This window comes from uncultured Paraglaciecola sp. (genome assembly GCF_913058035.1).
Lineage (GTDB): Bacteria > Pseudomonadota > Gammaproteobacteria > Enterobacterales > Alteromonadaceae > Paraglaciecola.
Genome location: NZ_CAJXPA010000081.1, coordinates 1 through 19,718, shown reverse-complemented (window position 1 = coordinate 19,718; position 19,718 = coordinate 1). Strand labels below are relative to the sequence as shown.

At 41.1% G+C, this 19,718-nt stretch carries 16 protein-coding genes and 2 pseudogenes; 10 read left to right on the top strand and 8 right to left on the bottom strand.

The window, feature by feature from the left end:
• Window positions 1-77 precede the first annotated feature (77 nt).
• Complete coding sequence (locus tag QZ562_RS11925) at window positions 78-284, bottom strand: hypothetical protein (RefSeq protein ID WP_293760205.1); 207 nt, start codon at window positions 282-284, stop codon at window positions 78-80.
• Between the two features lie 805 nt (window positions 285-1,089).
• On the opposite strand from QZ562_RS11925, the gene QZ562_RS11920 reads away from it, so the two are divergent.
• Both QZ562_RS11920 and QZ562_RS11915 read left to right on the top strand, forming a co-directional pair.
• Window positions 1,090-1,692: a hypothetical protein gene (locus QZ562_RS11920; RefSeq protein ID WP_293760203.1), complete on the top strand. Its 603-nt coding sequence runs from the start codon at window positions 1,090-1,092 to the stop codon at window positions 1,690-1,692.
• A gap of 170 nt (window positions 1,693-1,862) precedes the next feature.
• Entirely contained in the window at window positions 1,863-2,930 is a 1,068-nt protein-coding gene (locus tag QZ562_RS11915; protein WP_293760201.1) for an MBL fold metallo-hydrolase, read from the top strand.
• 346 nt (window positions 2,931-3,276) lie between these two features.
• Here QZ562_RS11915 and QZ562_RS11910 read toward each other — a convergent pair whose 3' ends face one another.
• Window positions 3,277-4,707, bottom strand: a complete 1,431-nt coding sequence (locus tag QZ562_RS11910; protein WP_293760199.1) for an IS1182 family transposase — start codon at window positions 4,705-4,707, stop codon at window positions 3,277-3,279.
• Window positions 4,708-5,111: 404 nt separating this feature from the next.
• On the opposite strand from QZ562_RS11910, the gene QZ562_RS11905 reads away from it, so the two are divergent.
• Window positions 5,112-6,023, top strand: a complete 912-nt coding sequence (locus QZ562_RS11905; protein ID WP_293760197.1) for an aspartyl protease family protein — start codon at window positions 5,112-5,114, stop codon at window positions 6,021-6,023.
• A 236-nt stretch (window positions 6,024-6,259) separates the two neighbouring features.
• Here QZ562_RS11905 and QZ562_RS11900 read toward each other — a convergent pair whose 3' ends face one another.
• From QZ562_RS11900 to QZ562_RS11890, 3 genes are all read right to left on the bottom strand, one after another.
• Window positions 6,260-6,382: a hypothetical protein gene (locus QZ562_RS11900; RefSeq protein WP_293760195.1), complete on the bottom strand. Its 123-nt coding sequence runs from the start codon at window positions 6,380-6,382 to the stop codon at window positions 6,260-6,262.
• Between the two features lie 104 nt (window positions 6,383-6,486).
• Window positions 6,487-6,930, bottom strand: coding sequence for a hypothetical protein (locus QZ562_RS11895; RefSeq protein WP_293760193.1), 444 nt, complete (start codon window positions 6,928-6,930; stop codon window positions 6,487-6,489).
• 66 nt (window positions 6,931-6,996) lie between these two features.
• The gene (locus QZ562_RS11890; protein ID WP_293760191.1) at window positions 6,997-7,431 is read right to left on the bottom strand and encodes a hypothetical protein; all 435 of its coding nucleotides are present in this window, start codon (window positions 7,429-7,431) and stop codon (window positions 6,997-6,999) included.
• A 274-nt stretch (window positions 7,432-7,705) separates the two neighbouring features.
• On the opposite strand from QZ562_RS11890, the pseudogene QZ562_RS11885 reads away from it, so the two are divergent.
• Both QZ562_RS11885 and nhaC read left to right on the top strand, forming a co-directional pair.
• Window positions 7,706-7,937, top strand: a pseudogene (locus QZ562_RS11885) (hypothetical protein); the annotation flags it as partial.
• 428 nt (window positions 7,938-8,365) lie between these two features.
• Window positions 8,366-9,850, top strand: coding sequence for a Na+/H+ antiporter NhaC (gene nhaC, locus QZ562_RS11880; RefSeq protein WP_293760189.1), 1,485 nt, complete (start codon window positions 8,366-8,368; stop codon window positions 9,848-9,850).
• Window positions 9,851-10,393: 543 nt separating this feature from the next.
• Here the strand turns inward: nhaC and QZ562_RS11875 are convergent.
• Window positions 10,394-11,176 (bottom strand): annotated as a pseudogene (locus QZ562_RS11875) (transposase).
• A 473-nt stretch (window positions 11,177-11,649) separates the two neighbouring features.
• Here QZ562_RS11875 and QZ562_RS11870 point away from each other — a divergent pair.
• The 3 genes from QZ562_RS11870 (at window position 11,650) to QZ562_RS11860 (ending at window position 15,138) form a co-directional block, all read left to right on the top strand.
• A complete protein-coding gene (locus QZ562_RS11870; protein ID WP_293760187.1) occupies window positions 11,650-12,648 on the top strand; it encodes a hypothetical protein in 999 nt (332 codons plus the stop codon).
• Window positions 12,649-13,454: 806 nt separating this feature from the next.
• On the top strand, window positions 13,455-13,799 hold the full coding sequence (locus tag QZ562_RS11865) for a hypothetical protein (protein ID WP_293760185.1): 345 nt from the start codon (window positions 13,455-13,457) through the stop codon (window positions 13,797-13,799).
• Window positions 13,800-14,091: 292 nt separating this feature from the next.
• The gene (locus QZ562_RS11860; RefSeq protein WP_293760183.1) at window positions 14,092-15,138 is read left to right on the top strand and encodes a reverse transcriptase/maturase family protein; all 1,047 of its coding nucleotides are present in this window, start codon (window positions 14,092-14,094) and stop codon (window positions 15,136-15,138) included.
• 148 nt (window positions 15,139-15,286) lie between these two features.
• On the opposite strand, the gene QZ562_RS11855 is transcribed toward QZ562_RS11860, so the two are convergent.
• A complete protein-coding gene (locus tag QZ562_RS11855) occupies window positions 15,287-16,399 on the bottom strand; it encodes a hypothetical protein (RefSeq protein WP_293760181.1) in 1,113 nt (370 codons plus the stop codon).
• Window positions 16,400-17,299: 900 nt separating this feature from the next.
• Window positions 17,300-17,518, bottom strand: coding sequence for a hypothetical protein (locus QZ562_RS11850; protein WP_293760179.1), 219 nt, complete (start codon window positions 17,516-17,518; stop codon window positions 17,300-17,302).
• Between the two features lie 181 nt (window positions 17,519-17,699).
• Between QZ562_RS11850 and QZ562_RS11845 the strand changes: the two genes are divergently transcribed.
• Together QZ562_RS11845 and QZ562_RS11840 are read left to right on the top strand one after the other, a co-directional pair.
• Window positions 17,700-18,104: a S24 family peptidase gene (locus tag QZ562_RS11845; protein WP_293760177.1), complete on the top strand. Its 405-nt coding sequence runs from the start codon at window positions 17,700-17,702 to the stop codon at window positions 18,102-18,104.
• Window positions 18,104-19,369, top strand: a complete 1,266-nt coding sequence (locus QZ562_RS11840; RefSeq protein ID WP_293760175.1) for a Y-family DNA polymerase — start codon at window positions 18,104-18,106, stop codon at window positions 19,367-19,369. The genes QZ562_RS11845 and QZ562_RS11840 overlap by 1 nt, the downstream gene beginning before the upstream one ends.
• The last annotated feature ends 349 nt before the right edge of the window (window positions 19,370-19,718 follow it).

Here is a 19,718-nt window from a genome sequence, read left to right as displayed (position 1 = left end):
TATACATATCAATGACTATGGTAGTTGTGAGTGTGCATGAGTTACGTAGGTATAGTGTGTGCTATACGTCGGAAGGGTCAGAGGTGTATAAGAGACATGAATAAGTAGTAATCTTGTTTAGCAATGTGCCAAATGCCTATGGTTAAGGCAACTAACAACAAACTAATAGGCACCAATGCTGTGATATAATAACCGGCAGCGACAAGCTTAAACGCAATATAAATAACGAGCGTAATAACAGAAAACAACGTAAACGAAGCAATTAAATTAGTCGACTTTTTCATAAATAAATGTGTATTTTAGTGTAATGATTTAACCTAAATTCACTACGTTTAATACTGAATTATGGTTCAACACCTTCTGCAGTTGTTATAAAAACAGCCGCCGCCTCTGTGCCTAAAAGCCGCCGCTGCTCCAAGCAACAAGTTGCCTTTACCCGAACTTAGAGCAGACTCTTCAATTACAATATATAGGCACTGCGCAATGCTTTCAAATTGCCTATATATGACTCGTTGTATGATATGTGTTTGTGGAAAAACACAAAGGAGTCAAGTCAAGAAAGTTAAGTTAAGGAAGTTAAGAAGTTAAGTCATTTGTTTATTGACGTTATCGGTAGTCCAAAAAACTGACTCAACACTTATTTTATAAAATTGACAGGTCATATCGATAACTCGAAAATCAGTTAAGTGTCATGGGTAACTAAACTTTAATGCATCTGTATAAATCCCGGGCAAATTAACAGCCAAGCAACCTGCAGCATACAGTCGGCAAAGCTAACGTCGTGCGGCTAATACTTTTGACCTACCCTCGTCTAATGTTTCATTTAAAAAAACCTAATTAATAGGTGACCCCGTAGGTTCAAGTTGTGACTAGTATGGCTTCGACTATTTGCATGAAGAACAACAAATTATTTAATACTTGTAACACTATGCTAGATTTCTTAATTAAAAAAATCGATGTATCATATGTCTAAATATAATATATATCGACATTCAACATGCCAATACATGCATGGTACGGTATCCCAAATTTTACCTGCCCTTCCTTAACAAAACGTGAGTTTTAATTCGTTACTTGGAGTTGAGTTTTATGAACAATGCATCACGTGTTAATAATGACACTAAAAGTGATGGCCGCCGTCTGCGCAGCATTCGTAGTAGAGAAATGATTAAAGCAGCTATACATGACCTTATTTATTCGGGTAACTATTCCCCCCTTGCCACGGATATTGCAGAGAAAACTCAATTAAGTATACGTACTGTTTTTCGAAATATTGATGATATGAATAGCTTGACTCGCGAAATCGCTTCAGATGTAGAAAATCGAGTGCTTCCCATATATCTCAAGCCATATAAAACCACAACTTGGCGTAAACAATTAAATGAGCTGCTACAAAATCGCTGCGAAATCTACGAAGTAATATTTCCAGTGAGAGTAAGCCTGAGTTTGCTACGTTTTCGATCGGAATATCTGAATTCAGTATATAACCGGATCTTTGAGTTAGAGCGAGCGTCGTTACAAACAATCTTGCCAAAATCTATCATCGACGATGACATAACCTTCGCAGCTCTCAATACGTTAATCAGCAGTCTTACTTGGATTAATCTTAGACTTGATCAGCACTATGACGCCCAAAAGTCCCAAAATATAATACAACACCAAGTAAACTGTTTGGTCATTAAGTTCGAATAATAGGCTGTGAAATGGATTATTACACAGCTTTCATGCTGGCTATGCTCAACAACGACTTTCTGCTTGCGCCTTAGTGGTATCTTGATTGATTTTCGTTAAAAGTGTCATGCTTAATGCTAATACATTTTATATTAAATTAGCTAAATTAGTTAATACAGGAAACACCCATCATGAAATTGGTTAAGCCCGCAATCGCACTCTTTTTTGTCATCATAATAAACGCTTGTAGTCCTTCAGACATTGGGTACAAAATTGCAGAAGTGGCAGTTGAGCAACGCTTGGGCACGAACCCAATTTCAACACTTGAAGATGGTTTACATGTTGTTTTATGTGGTGCTGGCAGCCCCCTACCCGATCCTATTCGTTCAGGCCCTTGTGTATTGATCATTGCAGGTAATACTCTGGTTACGATAGATGCAGGTTCTGGCAGCACCACCAACCTACTAGATATGCAAATCCCTGTGGGGAACATTAGCGCCCAGTTATTAACCCATTTTCATTCAGATCATATTGATAGTTTAGGCAAGCTGGGGATGATGCGCTGGGTCAACGCGGCAAACACATCACCACTACCTGTCATAGGCCCTGAAGGTACCAAAAAAGTGGTCGATGGATTTAATCTAGCATATGCTGCAGATACACAATATCGTCATGATCACCATACAGACCTAGTTGCACCAAAATCTGGAGCAGGCTTAATCGCAACAGAATTTGCTGCACCCAAACAAGGCGTCATGCTGACAGTCTTTAAGCAAAATGGGCTAACCGTAAAAGCATTCTTAGTGGATCATAAACCCATTCACCCCGCTGTTGGATATCACTTTGAATACAAGGGACGTACGGCAGTAATCAGTGGCGATACTAGCAAGTCAAAAAATGTCGAAATGGCAGCTAAAAATGTCGATTTATTAGTACACGAAGCTTTATCGAATGAATTAATCAACCTAATCCAAGTGACAGCAGCAAATAAAAAAATGCCAATATTAGCAAAAGTGATGTTTGATATTCCGGACTATCACACCTCGCCTATCGAAGCGGCCCAAGTCGCAGCAGCCGCTAACGCCCGACACTTAATGTATTACCATATTGTCCCTGCTCTACCTGCTCCAGGAATGGAGGCGCTATTCCTTAAAGGCACAGACGATGCTTACCAAGGTCCTATTACATTAGGTGAAGATGGCAGCGTGATTTCCTTGCCTGCCAATAGCGATAAGATACTAGAAGACAATTGGCTATAATACGTCGTGGGGTGACATTTCCACTGATGCATAACCTCAATATTCGTATACTTATTACATCGGTAATAAATGTCCAAGTTTATTAAAGCTTGAAACTAGGTGTTAAAGATTGGAGCTGAATGAATGGTTGTTATGCTAATGGCAGCATTTCCGACAGGCTGTGTAAAAACTCGGATTACAACCGCCAAATCTTACCCTCTGTGATACTCAACCTTCCAAATGACTTAGTCACTGATTATTAGCGTTAGCGCGGAATTTTAGATTTGGAGTGTTAAGGCGGGTTGTTAATGATAAATGTGACGATTAGAGGCTGTTTTATCTCATGAATTCAGGCTAAATCTCCCCCTTATTGCCTGATGGCCTCCATCAAACCAGTTGTCCCCATTATTGTCATCATTCTCTTCAGGTTATAAGCCAGCACATGCAGGTTCATCTCGATACTGACATTCTTTTTACGCTTCATTAAGAAGTGCGTCGCGCCCATCCACATTTTAATCGTACCAAACGGATGCTCCACGGTTTGTCTTCTTAACACCGATATCTTTGGATTATCATCGAGCCGCTGCTGCATCGCGTCTATCTCTTCTTCGTGAACCCAGCGTCTCATTTTCCTTGGCTCTTTTAATGACTTCGTGCATTTATCTCTAATACTACAATCTCGGCAAGCATAAAAATTAACGTATACCTTTTGCTCAAGGCCGTCTTCGGTTACGTTCCGTCGATGCGGTAATTCCTCGCCCGCTGGGCAAATATAAAGGTCTTTGTCTTTATCGTATTTAAATAATGATTTGTTGAATATACCTTTTTTTTCTGAGCCTGATGTATCAGTTTGTGGCACGTTTGCCGTCATGCCTAAATCTTGTGTGGCCTTGATATCGTTGCGACTAAAGTACCCCTTGTCGGCGATGATAGTGATGTCTTGTTTACCTAATGTTTTTTGGACTTGCTCTGCCACTAAGGTGAGCTGGCCTCTGTCTGTTGTCATAGTGACATCGTGTTCAACAATCAAGTGATGTTTTGTATCCACAGCGCTTTGCACGTTGTAGCACACCTGTCTTTGCATATGTTGCGTCTTCATCAAACGTGCATCAGGGTCGGTTTGTGATACTTGCTTGTCTGGGTGTTCATTCACTTGTATTTCGAGTGCTTTAAGCTCAATTAATCGTTGCTCAAGCCATGCTAATTTTGAAGTAGATATTGTGGTGTCAATATTCTTTTCATCCCCGTCTTTGGTGTCCATTTGACTTAAGTATTGTTGAATACTCTTTTCTGTTCGCTCGATATGAGCCTGAACTTTGGCGGGTGTATAATTCTTGGATTTGTTGTTGACGGCTTTAAACTTACTACCATCGATGGCGAAGGCTGAATCGTCAAACATGTTGAGCTGACGACATAACTCAACAAACTTGCGGCAGACATTTTTGATCCCCTTGCCATTATCTTTTCTAAAGTTGGCGATAGTTTTAAAGTCAGGTCTTAAACGCTCAAGCAACCACATTAATTCAACGTTGCGGTGACTTTCCTTTTCCAACCTGCGAGATGACTGAATGCGATTTAAGTAACCATAGATGTAGAGTTTTAACATTGTAGAAGGATGATAGCCTGGGCGGCCAGTAAGCTTTGGGTTAACGGTCTCAAAACCTAAGTCTAATAAATCAAGGTGGTCAACAAACATATCGATAACTCGAACTGGATTATCTTCGGTAACAAAGTCATCTATTGATTCTGGGAAGAGTGTCGATTGGTGTCTTGGTTGACCTTTAATATGGTGAGACATGTTAGACATACTCTGGTTTGGCTTACCATTTTATTATACTAAATTCGGTCTTAAAGTTGGATCGGTGGCTAAGACTGATTGATCATAAACATCACGTACTTAGACCAAAAGGTGATCAATAGTTTTTACACAGTCTGCCGACATAGCAGACATACAAACGAAGAATTATATTGCTGTATTTTGCTGCTAAACTCTTCAACTTCGACTTCCTCTATCCGCAGGCCATATGCCGATTGCATACGAAGCCGCTTAGAACATTGAACGACACCAAATAGTAGAAAGTGGACATAAGACAAATTAATGTAAAAGTAACCTCAAAGAAACAATTTCGAATAATATAAAATTAAGAACTAAGGTGGAAAGTTAGACTCTCAGAGCTTTAAAAATAACAAAAGGAACGTTGCTTGAAAAATTTCATATCATTTATATTCGCTATTTCGTTAGCCTTTCCACATTTGCTAAATGCAAAAATGCAGGTTATTCCTCTTCACAAAACCCATGAAGGTTATCTTGAAATAGAAGCATCGATAAATCACGTTAATGCAAAGTTCATTCTTGATACTGGTGCAACGGGTACTGTAATTGATACTAATAAACTTAATGTTTTTGGCATAACTAAAGGCAAAGCAAAAATTGATGGTGTGGCAATAGGTAGCGAAGAAACAGGAATAATTGAAACATTCTCTGTTGATATAACACAATTTTCGATCGGGCAAGCACAGTTGAATATCAAATCTATTTACTCTAATGAATCTTCTGGGCGATTTGCACCTAATATTATGGGACTTATTGGTTATGATGCGCTTTCCCATTTGAACGCTTTGTTGGATGTAAAAAAGGCACAACTACTTATTCCTGAAAATAAGAATGACACTGAGTTATTGCTGAGCAAATCAACTACCGTTAAATATGAAGTGATTGAGTTATATAAATCGCCAATGGGGTTCAATTTTGTTGATGTTCAGTTGAGTGAAAATGTCGTCAGACTTATTGTCGATACAGGCTCCCCTGAACTCGTTTTGGATGAGTCTGCTTTAATTCAATATGGTTTCCAGTTAGAAAACCACCCTACCGCAAAAACTATTATTGCTGAGGGTGTTGAGCTGCCGATGAAAGTATATAGAAATGGAAAGGTTTTGATTGGTAATGAAATGGTTATCGATGATTTCCTGATTACTGATTTTTCAGCATTAATGAATGCCGTTAACGTTGAAGGCCAACCACCCGTGATTGGAATATTAGGGAATAAACACTTGATTCAACTGAACAGTATTATTGATATAGCCAATGCTAAACTTTACATTAAAGGCCCATAGCGAAAGGCTGCTTAGCAAGTTAACCATTTTTAATTGATAAGCCTTGATTTCGAATGTAATGAACGACCGCTATCTCAGTAAACTTAACGTAGAGAAACCGTTACTGACTAGCGGTTGAACGATCAATCCCCCTAGTCAGCATCTTTGACTTATGGGTGACCCGCAGATTGATTCAGATCGACGATGACCGTCCTGCGAGTCCGCAGCTTAAGCTTGTTATACTGCCTCGAAATTCTTCAGTTAGTACCAAAGAACGCGGCATGAGGAATAGCGGTGCCTGTCTCTCCATGCGGCCATGACTCACGGTAAAACGAAAGGCCAGCTCTGGGGAATTCTTTTGAACCGAATCTTTCGTCCAATGACAATTCTCCAGTTTCCACATTAAAATTAAGCATTAGCACCGTATTGGTGAGCGATGGCCCAGAAGATGTGAAGACGACTCGCGGTTTTTTGGGATCAACTGCTACCCCGGAGTAGCGAATCGGCTGACTTCTTTGATATCTTCCGGATTACTCATATCCAGAATAATGACTGTTTCTCCGACAGTCGCTGGAAGAATGTAGTAATGGCCTATTACCGCAGGCACAGCGCACCCAGATAGTTCGGGATAGTTCGGGATAGTTCGGCATGAGTTCAATGTTGAGTTCTTCAGTATTAATATCACTGATCCGCTATAAACCGCACATTGGGTATTCATCAGCACCGAACCGTCTGCCATCACACGACTTTCGAATGGTTGTGCCTCTGCCGGATATTGTTCCGTATCACAAATGACACCGATACCTAAAACACATTCGGAACTGGCAACAGGAGCCACTCTGGGGGCCCGCAGTATTTTTAGAAGGTTTAAGTCTGACAAACTCCAAATCTGAACAATATCTGCTGCCTGTTCTGTAAATATATTCATGGTTCGACCGGTAGTCACAACTCGGTCCAACTCGGGAATAGCCTCGACCGCGAATGGGCGGGTGACCTATCCCTCAAAGGCAGGGTCCTTGGCACTTGCGATATCAATCAAAGTCGCTGATGAATCAAATCTAACAAGTCCACCTGGATTACCTGCTTCGCTCCCGTCTCCATATTGGAGAGTCGCCAGTAACGTTTCATCATCTAACCTCAGGAAACTATGCGGGAAGTTGAAGTTATCTAGTTGGCCCAATTCGCATTTGAGTTCGGGAGACCTACGAGCGGAGAAATCAAACAGGAACGTCCGACCTGAATCGTAGCCATTAGCAAAAAGCAGGGCTCCCCTTGGAGCTAAATGTTCGGCATAATGAGGATTCGTTCCAGCGACACCTATAGGTGTGGTTGTAATCACGTTTCCATAGGTCGTGCTTTTCGGATCGGAATCGATAACAGTTAAAAAATCAGTGTCACCTTCATTTAAATCTTCATCGCCAGCCCACACGTGTAGAGGAGGTGACTCAATATCACCATGCGCAATCTCTAAATCGCGAGTCGCTTGTCGTGGCTCGCAGCCTCCCAGAAGACTCGCAAACACGGGTAAGAGTAAGAAGAATAAAATTGCTCACTTCATAAAAGTAATATCCAACTGAGTAGTGTCAAGAAATCCGTGCACCCTAACAGGTAACGAGTATAGGTAAAATAAAATGGTATTTTTTACCCAATGAAGATACGTTGCGCAAACCAGTTATGAATATTGCTATTGTTTATGATGATGAGTAGATAACACTGTGCGTTGTATACGGGAAGACAAAACGGGCTTTATTAAAACCGCAAATTTCCAAGACTCGGATTAGCTGCCGAATAATGGCTTACCTTAACCACAGAATCTGAAAAGTACTTTTTTATGCAGCAGGGGCAGAGCAAATGATGAAGCAACTTAAAGCCCACACTCACCGTAAACGAATACAAGGAATGGGCAAAGCCAAAGAATTACTGAATCAAGCCTAACCACCCTACAAATATAAAGCGTTCAAATCTGAGGAGGTGAAGTGATGCCCGTTTATTAATAAATATTCATCCCGAATGCCAAAAACAATTGTTTACCACCATATCTTCGAAAATTACCCTTTCACGACTAAAACATATACGCAAAACTTAATCGGTACTAGTTAGATTGACTGTTTAAACCATGACATTATTGTGGCTGTCTGTCTCGGTAGTCTCTAGTGTCTGGTATCTGGTATCTGGTATCTGAAATATTTTTTACATGTGGAATCTAAAAGGATGACAAACCTTCCTATGAATTGAATTGAATTGAATTAAATTAAATAATTCACCCTGAAAAATGAAATTAGTCATGTCTACAATGTTATCGACATGTGGCGATTGAGGTGCTAATTTCATTAAAAAGTGTATAAATAACTGGTTATGTGGCTATGAATATAATTAAAAAAAACGTCCATTGGGCTTCAGCACTCTTTGCTATAGCTTCAACACTCGTAATACTTATGTACCAAATATTCATTGTCAAAGGAGCGCCGCACATTCCCTTGGTGTTTGGGATATTTATCACCGTGATCCTTGGCAAATTACATGGTTATACCTGGGCGGAAATGCAAACTGGCTTAGTTAAAAATGTGACAACATCAATTCCTGTACTAGGCATTTTTTTGGTTGTTGGTATGACTATAGGAACGTGGATTTTATGTGGCACAGTGCCATTACTAACCACCCTAGGTTTGACAATTTTAAGTCCCAGTTTTTTTTTACCAGCGACATGTATTATATGTGCTGTGGTATCTGTATTTACTGGTACCTCATGGGGAACGGTGGGAACAATGGGGCTGGCATTATTGGGTATCGGTGAAAGTATGGGAATACCGTTATATATTACAGCCGGTGCAATAGTTTCAGGTGCTTGGTTTGGTGATAAAATGTCGCCATTATCAGATACGACTAATTTTGCAGCCGCAATTGTTGGTGTAAATCTTTATGATCATATACGCAATATGCTACCGAGCACAATTCCAGCAATGACAATTGCAATCGTTATTTATACCTTTTTGGGGTTTGAATACTCCGGTCAAATTAATGATGGTGATCAGATTGAGATATTAGAACTGGTGTTAAGCGAACATTTTAATTTGAACGTATTTTTGTTGTTACCTCCAATAGTCATCGGCATTACAGTTTGGAAAAAAATGGCACCACTTCCAAGTTTGTTCTTAGGTGTTATCACTGCAAATTTGGTTGCTATATTTATTCAGGATGCATCTTTTGGTGATGTGACTACCACCATGATGACGGGCTACAACGCAAACACAGGTAATTCACAGGTCGATATATTATTATCAAAAGGAGGGATAATGTCGATGATGTGGGTTATCTCATTAATAATGATAGCCATGGCCTTTGGGGGAGTGCTGGAAAAAATTGGATGCCTAGACTCCTTAATCCATGAAGTGATGAGAAGAGTTAAAGGTCGATTTACGCTAGTTCTGACCACATTAGCGGCTGTTTTAGGCCTTAATTTAGCAAGTAACGCTTTTATTGCTTATACAATTACAGGCCGGATGTTTACTCCTGCCTTTAGAGGAAGAGGATTATCGGCTACCAACGTGTCTCGTATCATCGAAGATGGGGCAACTATGAGTGCTCCATTGATCCCTTGGAATTCCGGCGCTGTGTTTGTCAGCGGTACATTAGGTGTGCCAACCATACTTTATGCACCTTTTGCGTTTGCCAATTGGATAACACCAATTTTTGATTTAATTTGGGGTTACACCGGATTATTTATGCCAAAAGTATCAGATGCTGAATTAAAACGTTGGGAAATATACGATGAACCCATTTTAATTGAAGGGCATATAATGCCAACTTCACAAGTAGATCTTGAAAAAATATGTATTAAGGGTAAGTAATAACCCTACATAATTGAAAGAGAATTAAATCTAGTTTGTACCTCAACTTTTGTTAAAGGGCTTATCCTTAATAATGAGTCTTAAGTGCATACAAACGAGACAACAATTGACCACTTTTTAAGGTCATATAATCTGGTTTTGAATGGATTGCTTGCTTTAATATTTGAAAGAAATAGGAGGCAAATCACCCGTCTAATAAACATTTTGAATCTACTCTCATTTTATAGATAGAGTCACTTTTGCCCATTATACCGGTACAGCCAAGAATCAAAAATGAACATACCTTTTACCATGTTATGAATCGGATTAGAGCAAGACGTATTTACCCAGCCACCTATATTAATATCCCAAGTTTGAGGGATCGTGCAAAGTTGATGTCGGTAACCCAATGGATGGAGTTAAATGAATGGAGTTAAATGGGTTATGACGAAGATAGTTAACGTTTAAATATCATTTAAACAAACAATTGGCTATCAACAGTTTTTAGGTGTCACTGTGCCTTATTGGTTATAGATTAGTGAGTTAGCGGTTGTTTGATTAACGTTATGCGCGGCACAGCAGCGTTTTGGCTTTGCCCATTTGGCGAATACGTTGGTGACCTGTGTGTACTTTTAATTGCTTCATCATCATTTCCGCATCAGCTACATAACAACAGTGTTTTTCAAACTCTGTCGTCAAGGTGAGGCATTGTTCATTTGATAAGCCTAACCTTTGCAATATGGGCTGTGGTTGATGGTCAATTTGTCCTGCTTGGTGGTTTCTGATGATTCTGTCTGTGATGTCCACTAACTCACACTAACCCTTGAGTAAAAAGCCGATACCTTTGAGCATATCTTGTCTAGGATTACCGACAAAGGGTATCAATAAATGTGAAGCGGGTTGTTTTATCGATTCTAAACGCTTTTAAATTCTGGTGTGTTTTGACGTTTCGGGTGTACTTGCTATTTTGGCTCGAATGGGGTTTAAATCAACATAAGCCATTCAGGCCATTAATGCGGCTTTATCTAATAAAGTCGATGACTTAAACGTCCTTCCCAAAAGCTGCCTGAACAGTCATCTTCTTTGTTCGCTTCTGTGTCGATATGCTCATTTAGCTTAACACCACGTGCACGTGATCACTCATTACGACATAAGCACATATATCAATGGAGAATACTAAAGGTAAGTACAAAAATAGTTGACCTACCCCATCCACGACGATATTCATAACTTTTGCCTGAATAACTATCCACACCGCATAAGAAAGAACGCATTACACGGCGAGAAACGCAGTGATAAAACAGGGGTGTCCGATAAGCTAATTTGACTACTGCGAGGCTGGGGCATGATATCAATCCTTTGATTTATCTCTTAATCAAAGCCCAGTTCGTCATTTTATTGAGTTAATTTATTATGGATGGCTTAGTAAATCGCTTGGTAAATCTGGTTGGGTGGGTATGTAAATTTTTTTGACTCGTTGACGAAATAGTCTTAAATACGACGGGGACGCGCAAAGAATAAATGTGGTTATTTGCCGGAGAAAAATAGGCCATGTACTAGGCCTATGACATTTTAAGTGTGGTAGAAAAACCTGCAACTGCTTTGTCATTAATTTACAGATTAAGGAACAATCGCCCTTACAAAAAACTGGATGTTTGATGCTTACGATTAGGTTATAGTTAGTTTTGAAAAATTCTATAACAACAAAGTTGAATATATCTTTGTCCCACATTAGAAACTGCGAACGTTGCTATGATTCATATCTTTGCAACTATTCAGGCAACCTATGGGATCATTGTCCTACCTGCCGTCGCAGCATATTGAACGAGCGAGACCGTCGGCATTATGATGCCGTGCAACAACAGCTACAGTACGCATATGGCTGGGGCTATAATTTAGAATACGACGTTGCCCAATATGATTATACTCTAAACGAAGATGGCAGCCTTACATATAGCTGTAGGCCAAGCCATATGTACCATGCCCAGGTAAGGCAGTTGATAATTGATGGTTTTCTTGCACGAATCGCCCAAGAACATATCGAGGGTGCTACATCGCAGTATATGCTTGATACGGCTTACGGTGCTGGAGTTGATGAAGCCTGCCACTCATCTTTTTTCATTAGTCATGAAACGAAAGGATTTACCTTCACTTATAGAGCGGAACCGAAAGTGCATTTTGTCTTTAATGATAATGGCGTAGTTATCTCTATGGCTCATGTCCCCTTTGAAGACAAAGAGATGCGCAGATCCTATGGACGTGGCTGCGCAGATTATATTCGTCAAAATCCAGATTTATGCCAAGTGCAAGCTGAAACCAGACAAAGAAGCGCTTACGAGGCAAAAGTGCAAAACGAGGAATGGGTCGATGAGCTGGCTGTTAGGGACATTAAGCGTTTAAAATACTTTATATTAATACCCTGGACATTACTTCATTTGGTTGTAGCGAGCTTCATATTGGTTTTGTCTTATCCCGAACCTGAGGGTTTTTGGGCTAGTAGCTGGCATAAGGCGAAATATTACGTCTTTATTCTCGGTATTTACGCTTCAGCACACATTCCTTACTATGTCGCAAATTACAGAATTACAGTTGCAAATTGTAGGTATACCGAAAAAAAACGAGATGAACTACTGCGGGCTTTAGATGAGCCTCTACAAGTAGTCGCCGTCAATAAAAATCCTTTCGAGTCATCCGGCACACACACAGACTCAACTAATTACTGGACACGGTGGAAAATTCTTTTGGCTCTTACAATCAATGTGGTCGGAATTATATTAGCTGCTTATTTGTTTGAGACATATGTTTGGTCCTTAGCCTAACGATATCCTTTTTCCAGTAAGAGAAACATTGAGGCGTAGGTTTAACTAAATTTGGAAATACCCTACTTTTCACATCACGACCAATAACATACAACCCTACAACATAGCTGGCCCACGTCAGAGATTTGTCTAATCGACTTTGTAAAATTGCTTGGTGAATGCAGGGTTATACTTAAGATCGGATAAACAAATAGCTGCACATTTATGCAGTTTTTGTAGTGGTGCCTCGTCCCTTAAATCAAGGGGAAAGAACACATTGAAAATGTGTTCTTTGATAGACTGCTAACTCAGTGTGACCTTTTAATACGACGCCACCCAGACGAGTATCCGTTGAACGCTCTTAGCCGTCCGTCGCCTGAGTGTCATTCCCGGCAACTCATTTTATCTCATAATTGACAGACAGACAGTGACGTTGTGCGCTAACCTTTTCGAAGGTCCAGTCAACCTTGGTTATGAGCAAACTCAAGCGACATTATCACTGTAAGATTTATTTAACGTAATCTCATTTTGCTGGTGCGGTTCGTTTTAATACTCATCTACCAATTGCACCAGCCTTAATAGGGGACGTTAAAATGTCTGATGTAATCAAAAAAGCAAGTAAATACCTTCAAGAAAGTATCAACAACTTAAACCAGAAAAAACTTGGTTCATCCCATGCGCATGCTGCCATATCTGGTGCTTTAGGATAGAAAAGTAAAAAAGCACTTTTAGCTGACAATGATAACTTACCCATTGAAGATAAATTTACTTTTTATCATTAAGGAAGTGAGTTAGATAACTCGACACTTGTAGAAGTCATTAATAGCATGAAGGATTCACCTTTAAAGTGTTTGTCCAGTCACTTTATTAGTCATGCTATTTCCGAAGCTTTTACTCCAGAATGTGAAATATGTGGTGAAAAAACAGTTCATGGTCAACCGCTTTTTAGTAGTGACGATATAGAAGAACCGATAGCACAGGTTTGTAATTCATGCAGTGACGATGAAGAAAAATATGATACAAGTCGTTTTTGTGGTGAGAGCATATTATATAGAGCCACTCAGATTAATTCGACAGGTGAATGCCGTGAGTATCAAGAAAAAAGCGCTTTGAGTGATGAAGAGCAAGAAGATTGGGATAGTTATATCGAAAACATAACCAAAGATCTTTAGTGGCAAGAGGGCGGGTTTGCCGCCCCATTTATTTGTTTATTCGATAAACTAGTAGACTCTGGTTTCAATAGATGGACTTTTTACTTATCTATTAGCCCACTGTATTGCAAAAGGAGTATGAGTAGACTGATTTATACATCGGTGTTTACTAACAGTTGGCAGAAACAAGCCAGAGCAATGTTTCCTGATTCCCCTTTGCCGTCTGTCGCCTAAGTGCCAAAACCGGTCATTCAGTTTTTCTGAAAATAATCCAAGTTTGTTCCCTTAGCCGCCATTCAGCTATGCTTAAGCCATGCTAGATACCCAACATGTTTTCACCGAAGTCACTCTCGATACCGCTTATTTATGGTTGTGTAAGCAGCGGCGTAACTTTCCCGCCAATGCCGATATTTGGCACCTGCGTTTTCACTGGCACACTATCCGTGGTGAACTGCTGCAAACACTCAACAGACAAGATTACACCTTCATGCCGTTGAGCGTTGTCACCAAAGCCGATGGTGAAACCCTTCATTTGTGGTCATCACAAGATGCGCTGGTATTAAAGATGTTAGCCATGGCCTTACCGGATGCCTTAGCATTATCCTCACTGTGTACTCATATCAAAGGGCATGGGGGACTAAAAGCCACCGTGAGTGCTCTGCAAGCAGCCCTGCCTGATTATACTTATGTTATGAAAACCGATGTGAAGGGCTACTATGAGTCCATTGACCATACGATATTGCTCAAGCAATTGGATAAAGACATCACCGACCCGTTTATCTGGCGCTTGTTAGTGCAGTTTGTGAAACGCAGTGTTGAAAGGGGCGGTACGTTTAAGTCCATTACTTGCGGTATATCGCGAGGTTGCCCCTTATCACCGGTAATCGCAGCGTATTACTTAAAAGCCTTAGATGAGCAGATGGCAGGTGACACCCGCTATTTTTATCGCAGGTACATGGATGACGTGATTGTATTGGCCAAAACCCGCTGGCACTTGCGCAAAGCGGTGAGAACCGTCAATCAACACTTTCATCAATTAAAAGTCGAGCAAGCGCCGGATAAAACCTTTATTGGTAAAATATCAAAAGGCTTTGATTTTCTCGGTTACCATTTTGATGGCAAACAATTAACCGTCGCAGCAAAGACGGTAGAAAAACACGTTTTACACTACAGGCAGCTTTATGAGCAACTAAGAAAGAAAAAAGCCACCTCAGATGAGATGGCTTTAGCCTTAGGTCAGTATGTAAAACGTTGGCAGCGATGGGTCAAGGCTGGCCTGGGAGCTAAGGATTACACCTCCATGATAAACGTAGCGTCTCCCAGTTCATTTGGGCTATCTAAAGCTATATATATATCTTAAATCCGTGACGCTAGCGGTGGATAACCGATACATGCAACGTGTGACAACAGCAACCACCCAATGATATTAAACGTAGCCAATGCCCTGCATTAGGGCAATGTAAACTATGTCATAGGCGTCATAAATTTGATACAGCTGTGAAGCTGTCTCAAAACCGATCTGAAGGCGGTTGAGGCTGCGGGGGATAGCATTCGCCGTTACTTGTACGACCGTACGAAATGTATGAACCCGGCTCGTACCAAATATCAGGCCAGGTGCAGCTTACCGGTGCGGGTGTGTAACAACTAACGCCAACCGTGCGAAGACTCACCGCGCCTATCGCATATAAATTCCCACATGTGACATCGCTCGTCGCGCCATTAACCGCGCCTTTCACATACGTTTCGCCACTAAATTTAGACCCTGCTCCAAGATTGAGCGAACCACCCAATATCCATGTGACAGTCGCATCGTCAACCAACTCAATATTAGCCCCAGCCCCAATAGTCATTGCCTCACTGGTGATTACCGTCACGTTGCCTCTTATTTCCAAATCAGTATTCGCCTGCAGATTTATCGCACTGTAGTGAACTGTTGTAGCATTGCCGAAAGTTCCAATATACGAATTGGACAGGTCCGTATTAGTATTGACATTGTACGGAGTTACTTCCCCTGTCCGCGCGAGCATAGTATCAATATTACTCATAGCAACTGCCATATCGTCGGCTTTCTTTATTTTGCCTGTTGCTGTGCCTGCAGCATTTTTCCAAGTTGTGTAGTCACCTGAATATTCCATTTTGCTACCCGCCCCACGGGTGACGACTCCTGCATAATCTTCGGCAACCATGTGACCCACACCGGCGCCCAATGTGATGGCTGCGCCAGCTGTTATCGTGCCGACTTGCCCATTGGCACCGACGACCACTGCGGCGCCCGCGTCAACGTCATGAGCGTAGGCGTTAGCCCCCACTCCCGCGGCAGCTCCAGCGTGGATTTGCTTAACTCTTGACGAGGCACCTGTAGTAACCGCAGCGCCAGCATAAATATCATTGACGGTCGTAAAGGCACCGATAGTAACGGCCGCTTGTCCAGCGAGATGTCCGCCAACATTGGGGGACGTCACATAATCAGGTTGTGCTGCTATATTCACCGCACCTCCTGAAATCACAGAATACGTGAGCATTTGGTCAGGGGTCATATCTGCAGCTTGTGCATTGGCTAAACCAGCGACAGACAAAGCCAAAGCGGTTAAGCATGTTTTTAATAATATGTTTTTCATCATCTACTTCCGTTTAATGTAATGTAATGACCCCATTGTGGGGTGACCATCGTGGGGTTAGATTTTTCCACCAAAAAATTTTACGTATTAATCAACGCTGTAGATCACAGTGAATAAGCGCTATTTTCCTGAAGAGGCAACAGCCTATACCTTCATATTAGGTACAATATACTGATACTGAGCCTACCGAAATTGCACACAATAATCACGCCAGAAATATTTATTCAATATAAAACAATGTGTTAGCTGAATTTTAATATTGCCAACATATGGAAGTGTAAAAAAACATGACTCATCCATTTGGATTAAATTGTCATGAGATTGCGCGTGCCATCCAAGGGCACTGCCATCACTTGATTTGCCGTGGTTTACTAATAAGGCGGTGAAAGGGTGACGATTGATGGCATGTCAGTCATGATGTTGACTGCCCAGTGTTTGATGGGTTGAGTCAGATATCATTTTACTGTGAACGGCTGCGATGAGCCAATTTTTGACTTTTACCGAGGTTACTCAACGACTCCTATGCTCAATCGCTTACCAGTCACGTTTTATTCAATCGTATGACCGCTTCACGCCCTGAGTCATTCAACAAGTATTTTATGCAGCTAAAAGAGATGAATTTCTCTCTTTTAACGCTTTTAAATATGTCGATTCATCGCTCAAAGGAGCCAGATGGTGCATAAAATACAACATCAAGAACATATTCTAATATTTGAAACAACACGAAAACACTGATCGTCTGCTTACATTGGTAAACGCTAAAATGTGTAAAGAATCCTGACAGTCCGTTGATCGCTCGAAGCTGCCAGTCAGAAAACGGCTGCAATTAGCACAAACCAGCAATTGTTTAAAAAGACCTTAATTTCCGCCATCTCAAATGCCGACCTTGGAGTTGCTGAGTCCTTAACCTGCTTCTTGCTTATATCTAGTCAGAGCAATTTCACCTAAGCCCTCAATTTTTTCTTCGTGATTTTCCAAGTACATGATTGCGAATTCAACACTTCCAAAAGCGTCATTCAACATTTTTTTGGCGTGTCGCCTTGCCTCATTTTCATCAGCTGAAGTTAGAATATACAGCCAAGTTTTGACTAGCATTGCAGGGGGATTATAACTATGTGACATGATTCTCATCCTTAAGTTGAATTATAAACCTAGGTTAAACCTGCTTAATCGTCAAATTGCACACTTCGTTTACCTTCGGTTTTACCACTTTTCTGAAGGATAAAAATTAGCGAATGAATACAATACAAAAAATAATGACGAAGTTAATATCAAATAAAATAATACTGTATATAATTACAGTATGTTGAAATTTATCCCAATTAAAGCATCCGCAGGTATCATCGGTTTTGAGTCTCCTGCGGCAGAATATACTCAGCTTAATCTTGATTTAGACCAGCTTCTCATAGACCACCCATCCGCAACTTACATTGGTTTTGCCGAAGGTGAATCTATGATGGGGGACGGTATCTTCTCTGGTGATTTACTGATTGTTGACCGTGCTCAAAATATTCAAGACCAAGATGTTGTGGTGGCAAACCTCAACGGGGTTTTTGTGTGCAAGAAAATTGACAAGGTACAGCGCTGCTTATTGTCTTCAGGTAAGAACCTACCACCCTATTATTTAAGGGAAGGGGATGAGTTTCAGATTGAAGGCGTTGTCACACGCTCAATAAGATTGCACCGTCCTTTCAAAAAGCAGCTCTAGTGTACGCATTGTGTGACGTGAACAGCATGTATGCCAGTTGCGAAAAGGTCTTTGACCCAAGCATTCGTAAAAAACCTGTTGTGGTGTTAACAAACAACGATGGTTGTATATGTGCCGCGTGCGGTATTGCCAAGCGTATGGGGATTGGAAAGAAGTTTGTACCTTACTTTCAGGTAAAGAAAGAGCTAGAAGCGGCTGGTGCTGTCATACGCTCAAGTAACTATGAGCTATATGCCGATTTAAGCCAACGCATGATGGATACCTGTGCACGCTTTGCCCCGGACATTAATGTCTATTCCATTGATGAGTGCTTTTTGTATTACGGCAAGCAGGCCAACGCGCCTAAGGAAGGTTGGGGAACGCTGGGGATGCAGATAAGAAAAGCCGTTTGGCGCGAAGTACGATTGCCTATCTGTGTAGGCATCGGCCCAACACCAACCTTAGCCAAAGTCGCTAATCATGCTGCTAAAAAAATGGAAGGGTTCAAAGGCGTGGCCGTTCTTGATACTAAGGAAATACGAAAAACAGTGCTATCAAAGATGGCTGTAACTGATGTCTGGGGTATTGGTAATCGCCTCGGTAGACGTTTAAATATGCTGGGCGTTAATACCGCTTGGGAATTGGCTAATAGAGACCCCACTCAAATTAGAAAAGAGTTCTCAATTTTAGTTGAAAACACAGTGCGAGAGTTAAACGGTGAAGTGCGACACACTTGGGATACAGTGCGTGGCGCTAAAAAAGAAATATACAGCACACGCAGCTTCGGACAGCGCATTACTGATTTTGAAGAACTACGAAGCGCCTTAGCCAGCCATGCTGAAGTTGTGGCAACAAAGCTACGCAAGCAGAAAAGTCTGACGAGTAGCATGACCCTGTTTGCAACTAGCTCACCCCATGATACTGAAGACTATTTTAGGAAGTCGTACTTTCATCACTTTGCTGTACCCACTAATGACACTCGTAATATTCTTAAGGTCATTGAAATTGCCATGTCGCAGCTATACAAACCTCATGTGCGTTATTACAAATGCGGGGTGGGTTTGATGGATTTACACAATGAAGAGCTATTTCAATACGATTTGTTCACACCCTCAAATGACAACACCAAACTCATGGCTTGTATGGACACCATCAACGCACGATATGGACGCTCAACAGTGCATATTGCAGCGAAAGGATTTGAGCAAAAGTTTGCTATGCGACGAGCTTTTTTGTCGCCGCAATACACAACAAAGTTGAGGGATATCCCAAAGATAATTTGTTAGCGCTTAAGCTTACATTTTAAGAGTAAATCGCGTCAACGATGACTGTCTGTAATGAGCGATCTGCGGTCATTGAGGGTTTTGCCTTTTTGGTGGAGCTATCGCCGTAAAGGGGGCATTAACGCCGCGTTCACCGGCTTGTCCGGTTCAACACTTTGTTTGGTCAATACTTCTCCACTCTTAGCCATTCCAAATGCTCGGACAAACCATCGAGGCCAGGAAACAGTCAAACCCGCGTTAGTCCGTAACGGTAAAGCATGAATTACAAATCCATCCATAACCAATTGGAACTTACTATTATTTTGATACTATCCGAGTAAAGCGTCACAGATGGGCATGAATGAACGGTGAA

What these genes read in the sequence shown, in the direction of transcription:
- QZ562_RS11850 (WP_293760179.1), bottom strand. Translation starts at nt 17,518, where the DNA reads ATGTCACATAGTTATAATCCCCCTGCAATGCTAGTCAAAACTTGGCTG.
- QZ562_RS11925 (WP_293760205.1), bottom strand. Translation starts at nt 284, where the DNA reads ATGAAAAAGTCGACTAATTTAATTGCTTCGTTTACGTTGTTTTCTGTT.
- nhaC (WP_293760189.1), top strand. Translation starts at nt 8,366, where the DNA reads ATGAATATAATTAAAAAAAACGTCCATTGGGCTTCAGCACTCTTTGCT.
- QZ562_RS11920 (WP_293760203.1), top strand. Translation starts at nt 1,090, where the DNA reads ATGAACAATGCATCACGTGTTAATAATGACACTAAAAGTGATGGCCGC.
- QZ562_RS11915 (WP_293760201.1), top strand. Translation starts at nt 1,863, where the DNA reads ATGAAATTGGTTAAGCCCGCAATCGCACTCTTTTTTGTCATCATAATA.
- QZ562_RS11845 (WP_293760177.1), top strand. Translation starts at nt 17,700, where the DNA reads ATGTTGAAATTTATCCCAATTAAAGCATCCGCAGGTATCATCGGTTTT.
- QZ562_RS11855 (WP_293760181.1), bottom strand. Translation starts at nt 16,399, where the DNA reads ATGATGAAAAACATATTATTAAAAACATGCTTAACCGCTTTGGCTTTG.
- QZ562_RS11895 (WP_293760193.1), bottom strand. Translation starts at nt 6,930, where the DNA reads ATGAATATATTTACAGAACAGGCAGCAGATATTGTTCAGATTTGGAGT.
- QZ562_RS11910 (WP_293760199.1), bottom strand. Translation starts at nt 4,707, where the DNA reads ATGTCTCACCATATTAAAGGTCAACCAAGACACCAATCGACACTCTTC.
- QZ562_RS11860 (WP_293760183.1), top strand. Translation starts at nt 14,092, where the DNA reads ATGCTAGATACCCAACATGTTTTCACCGAAGTCACTCTCGATACCGCT.
- QZ562_RS11865 (WP_293760185.1), top strand. Translation starts at nt 13,455, where the DNA reads ATGAAGGATTCACCTTTAAAGTGTTTGTCCAGTCACTTTATTAGTCAT.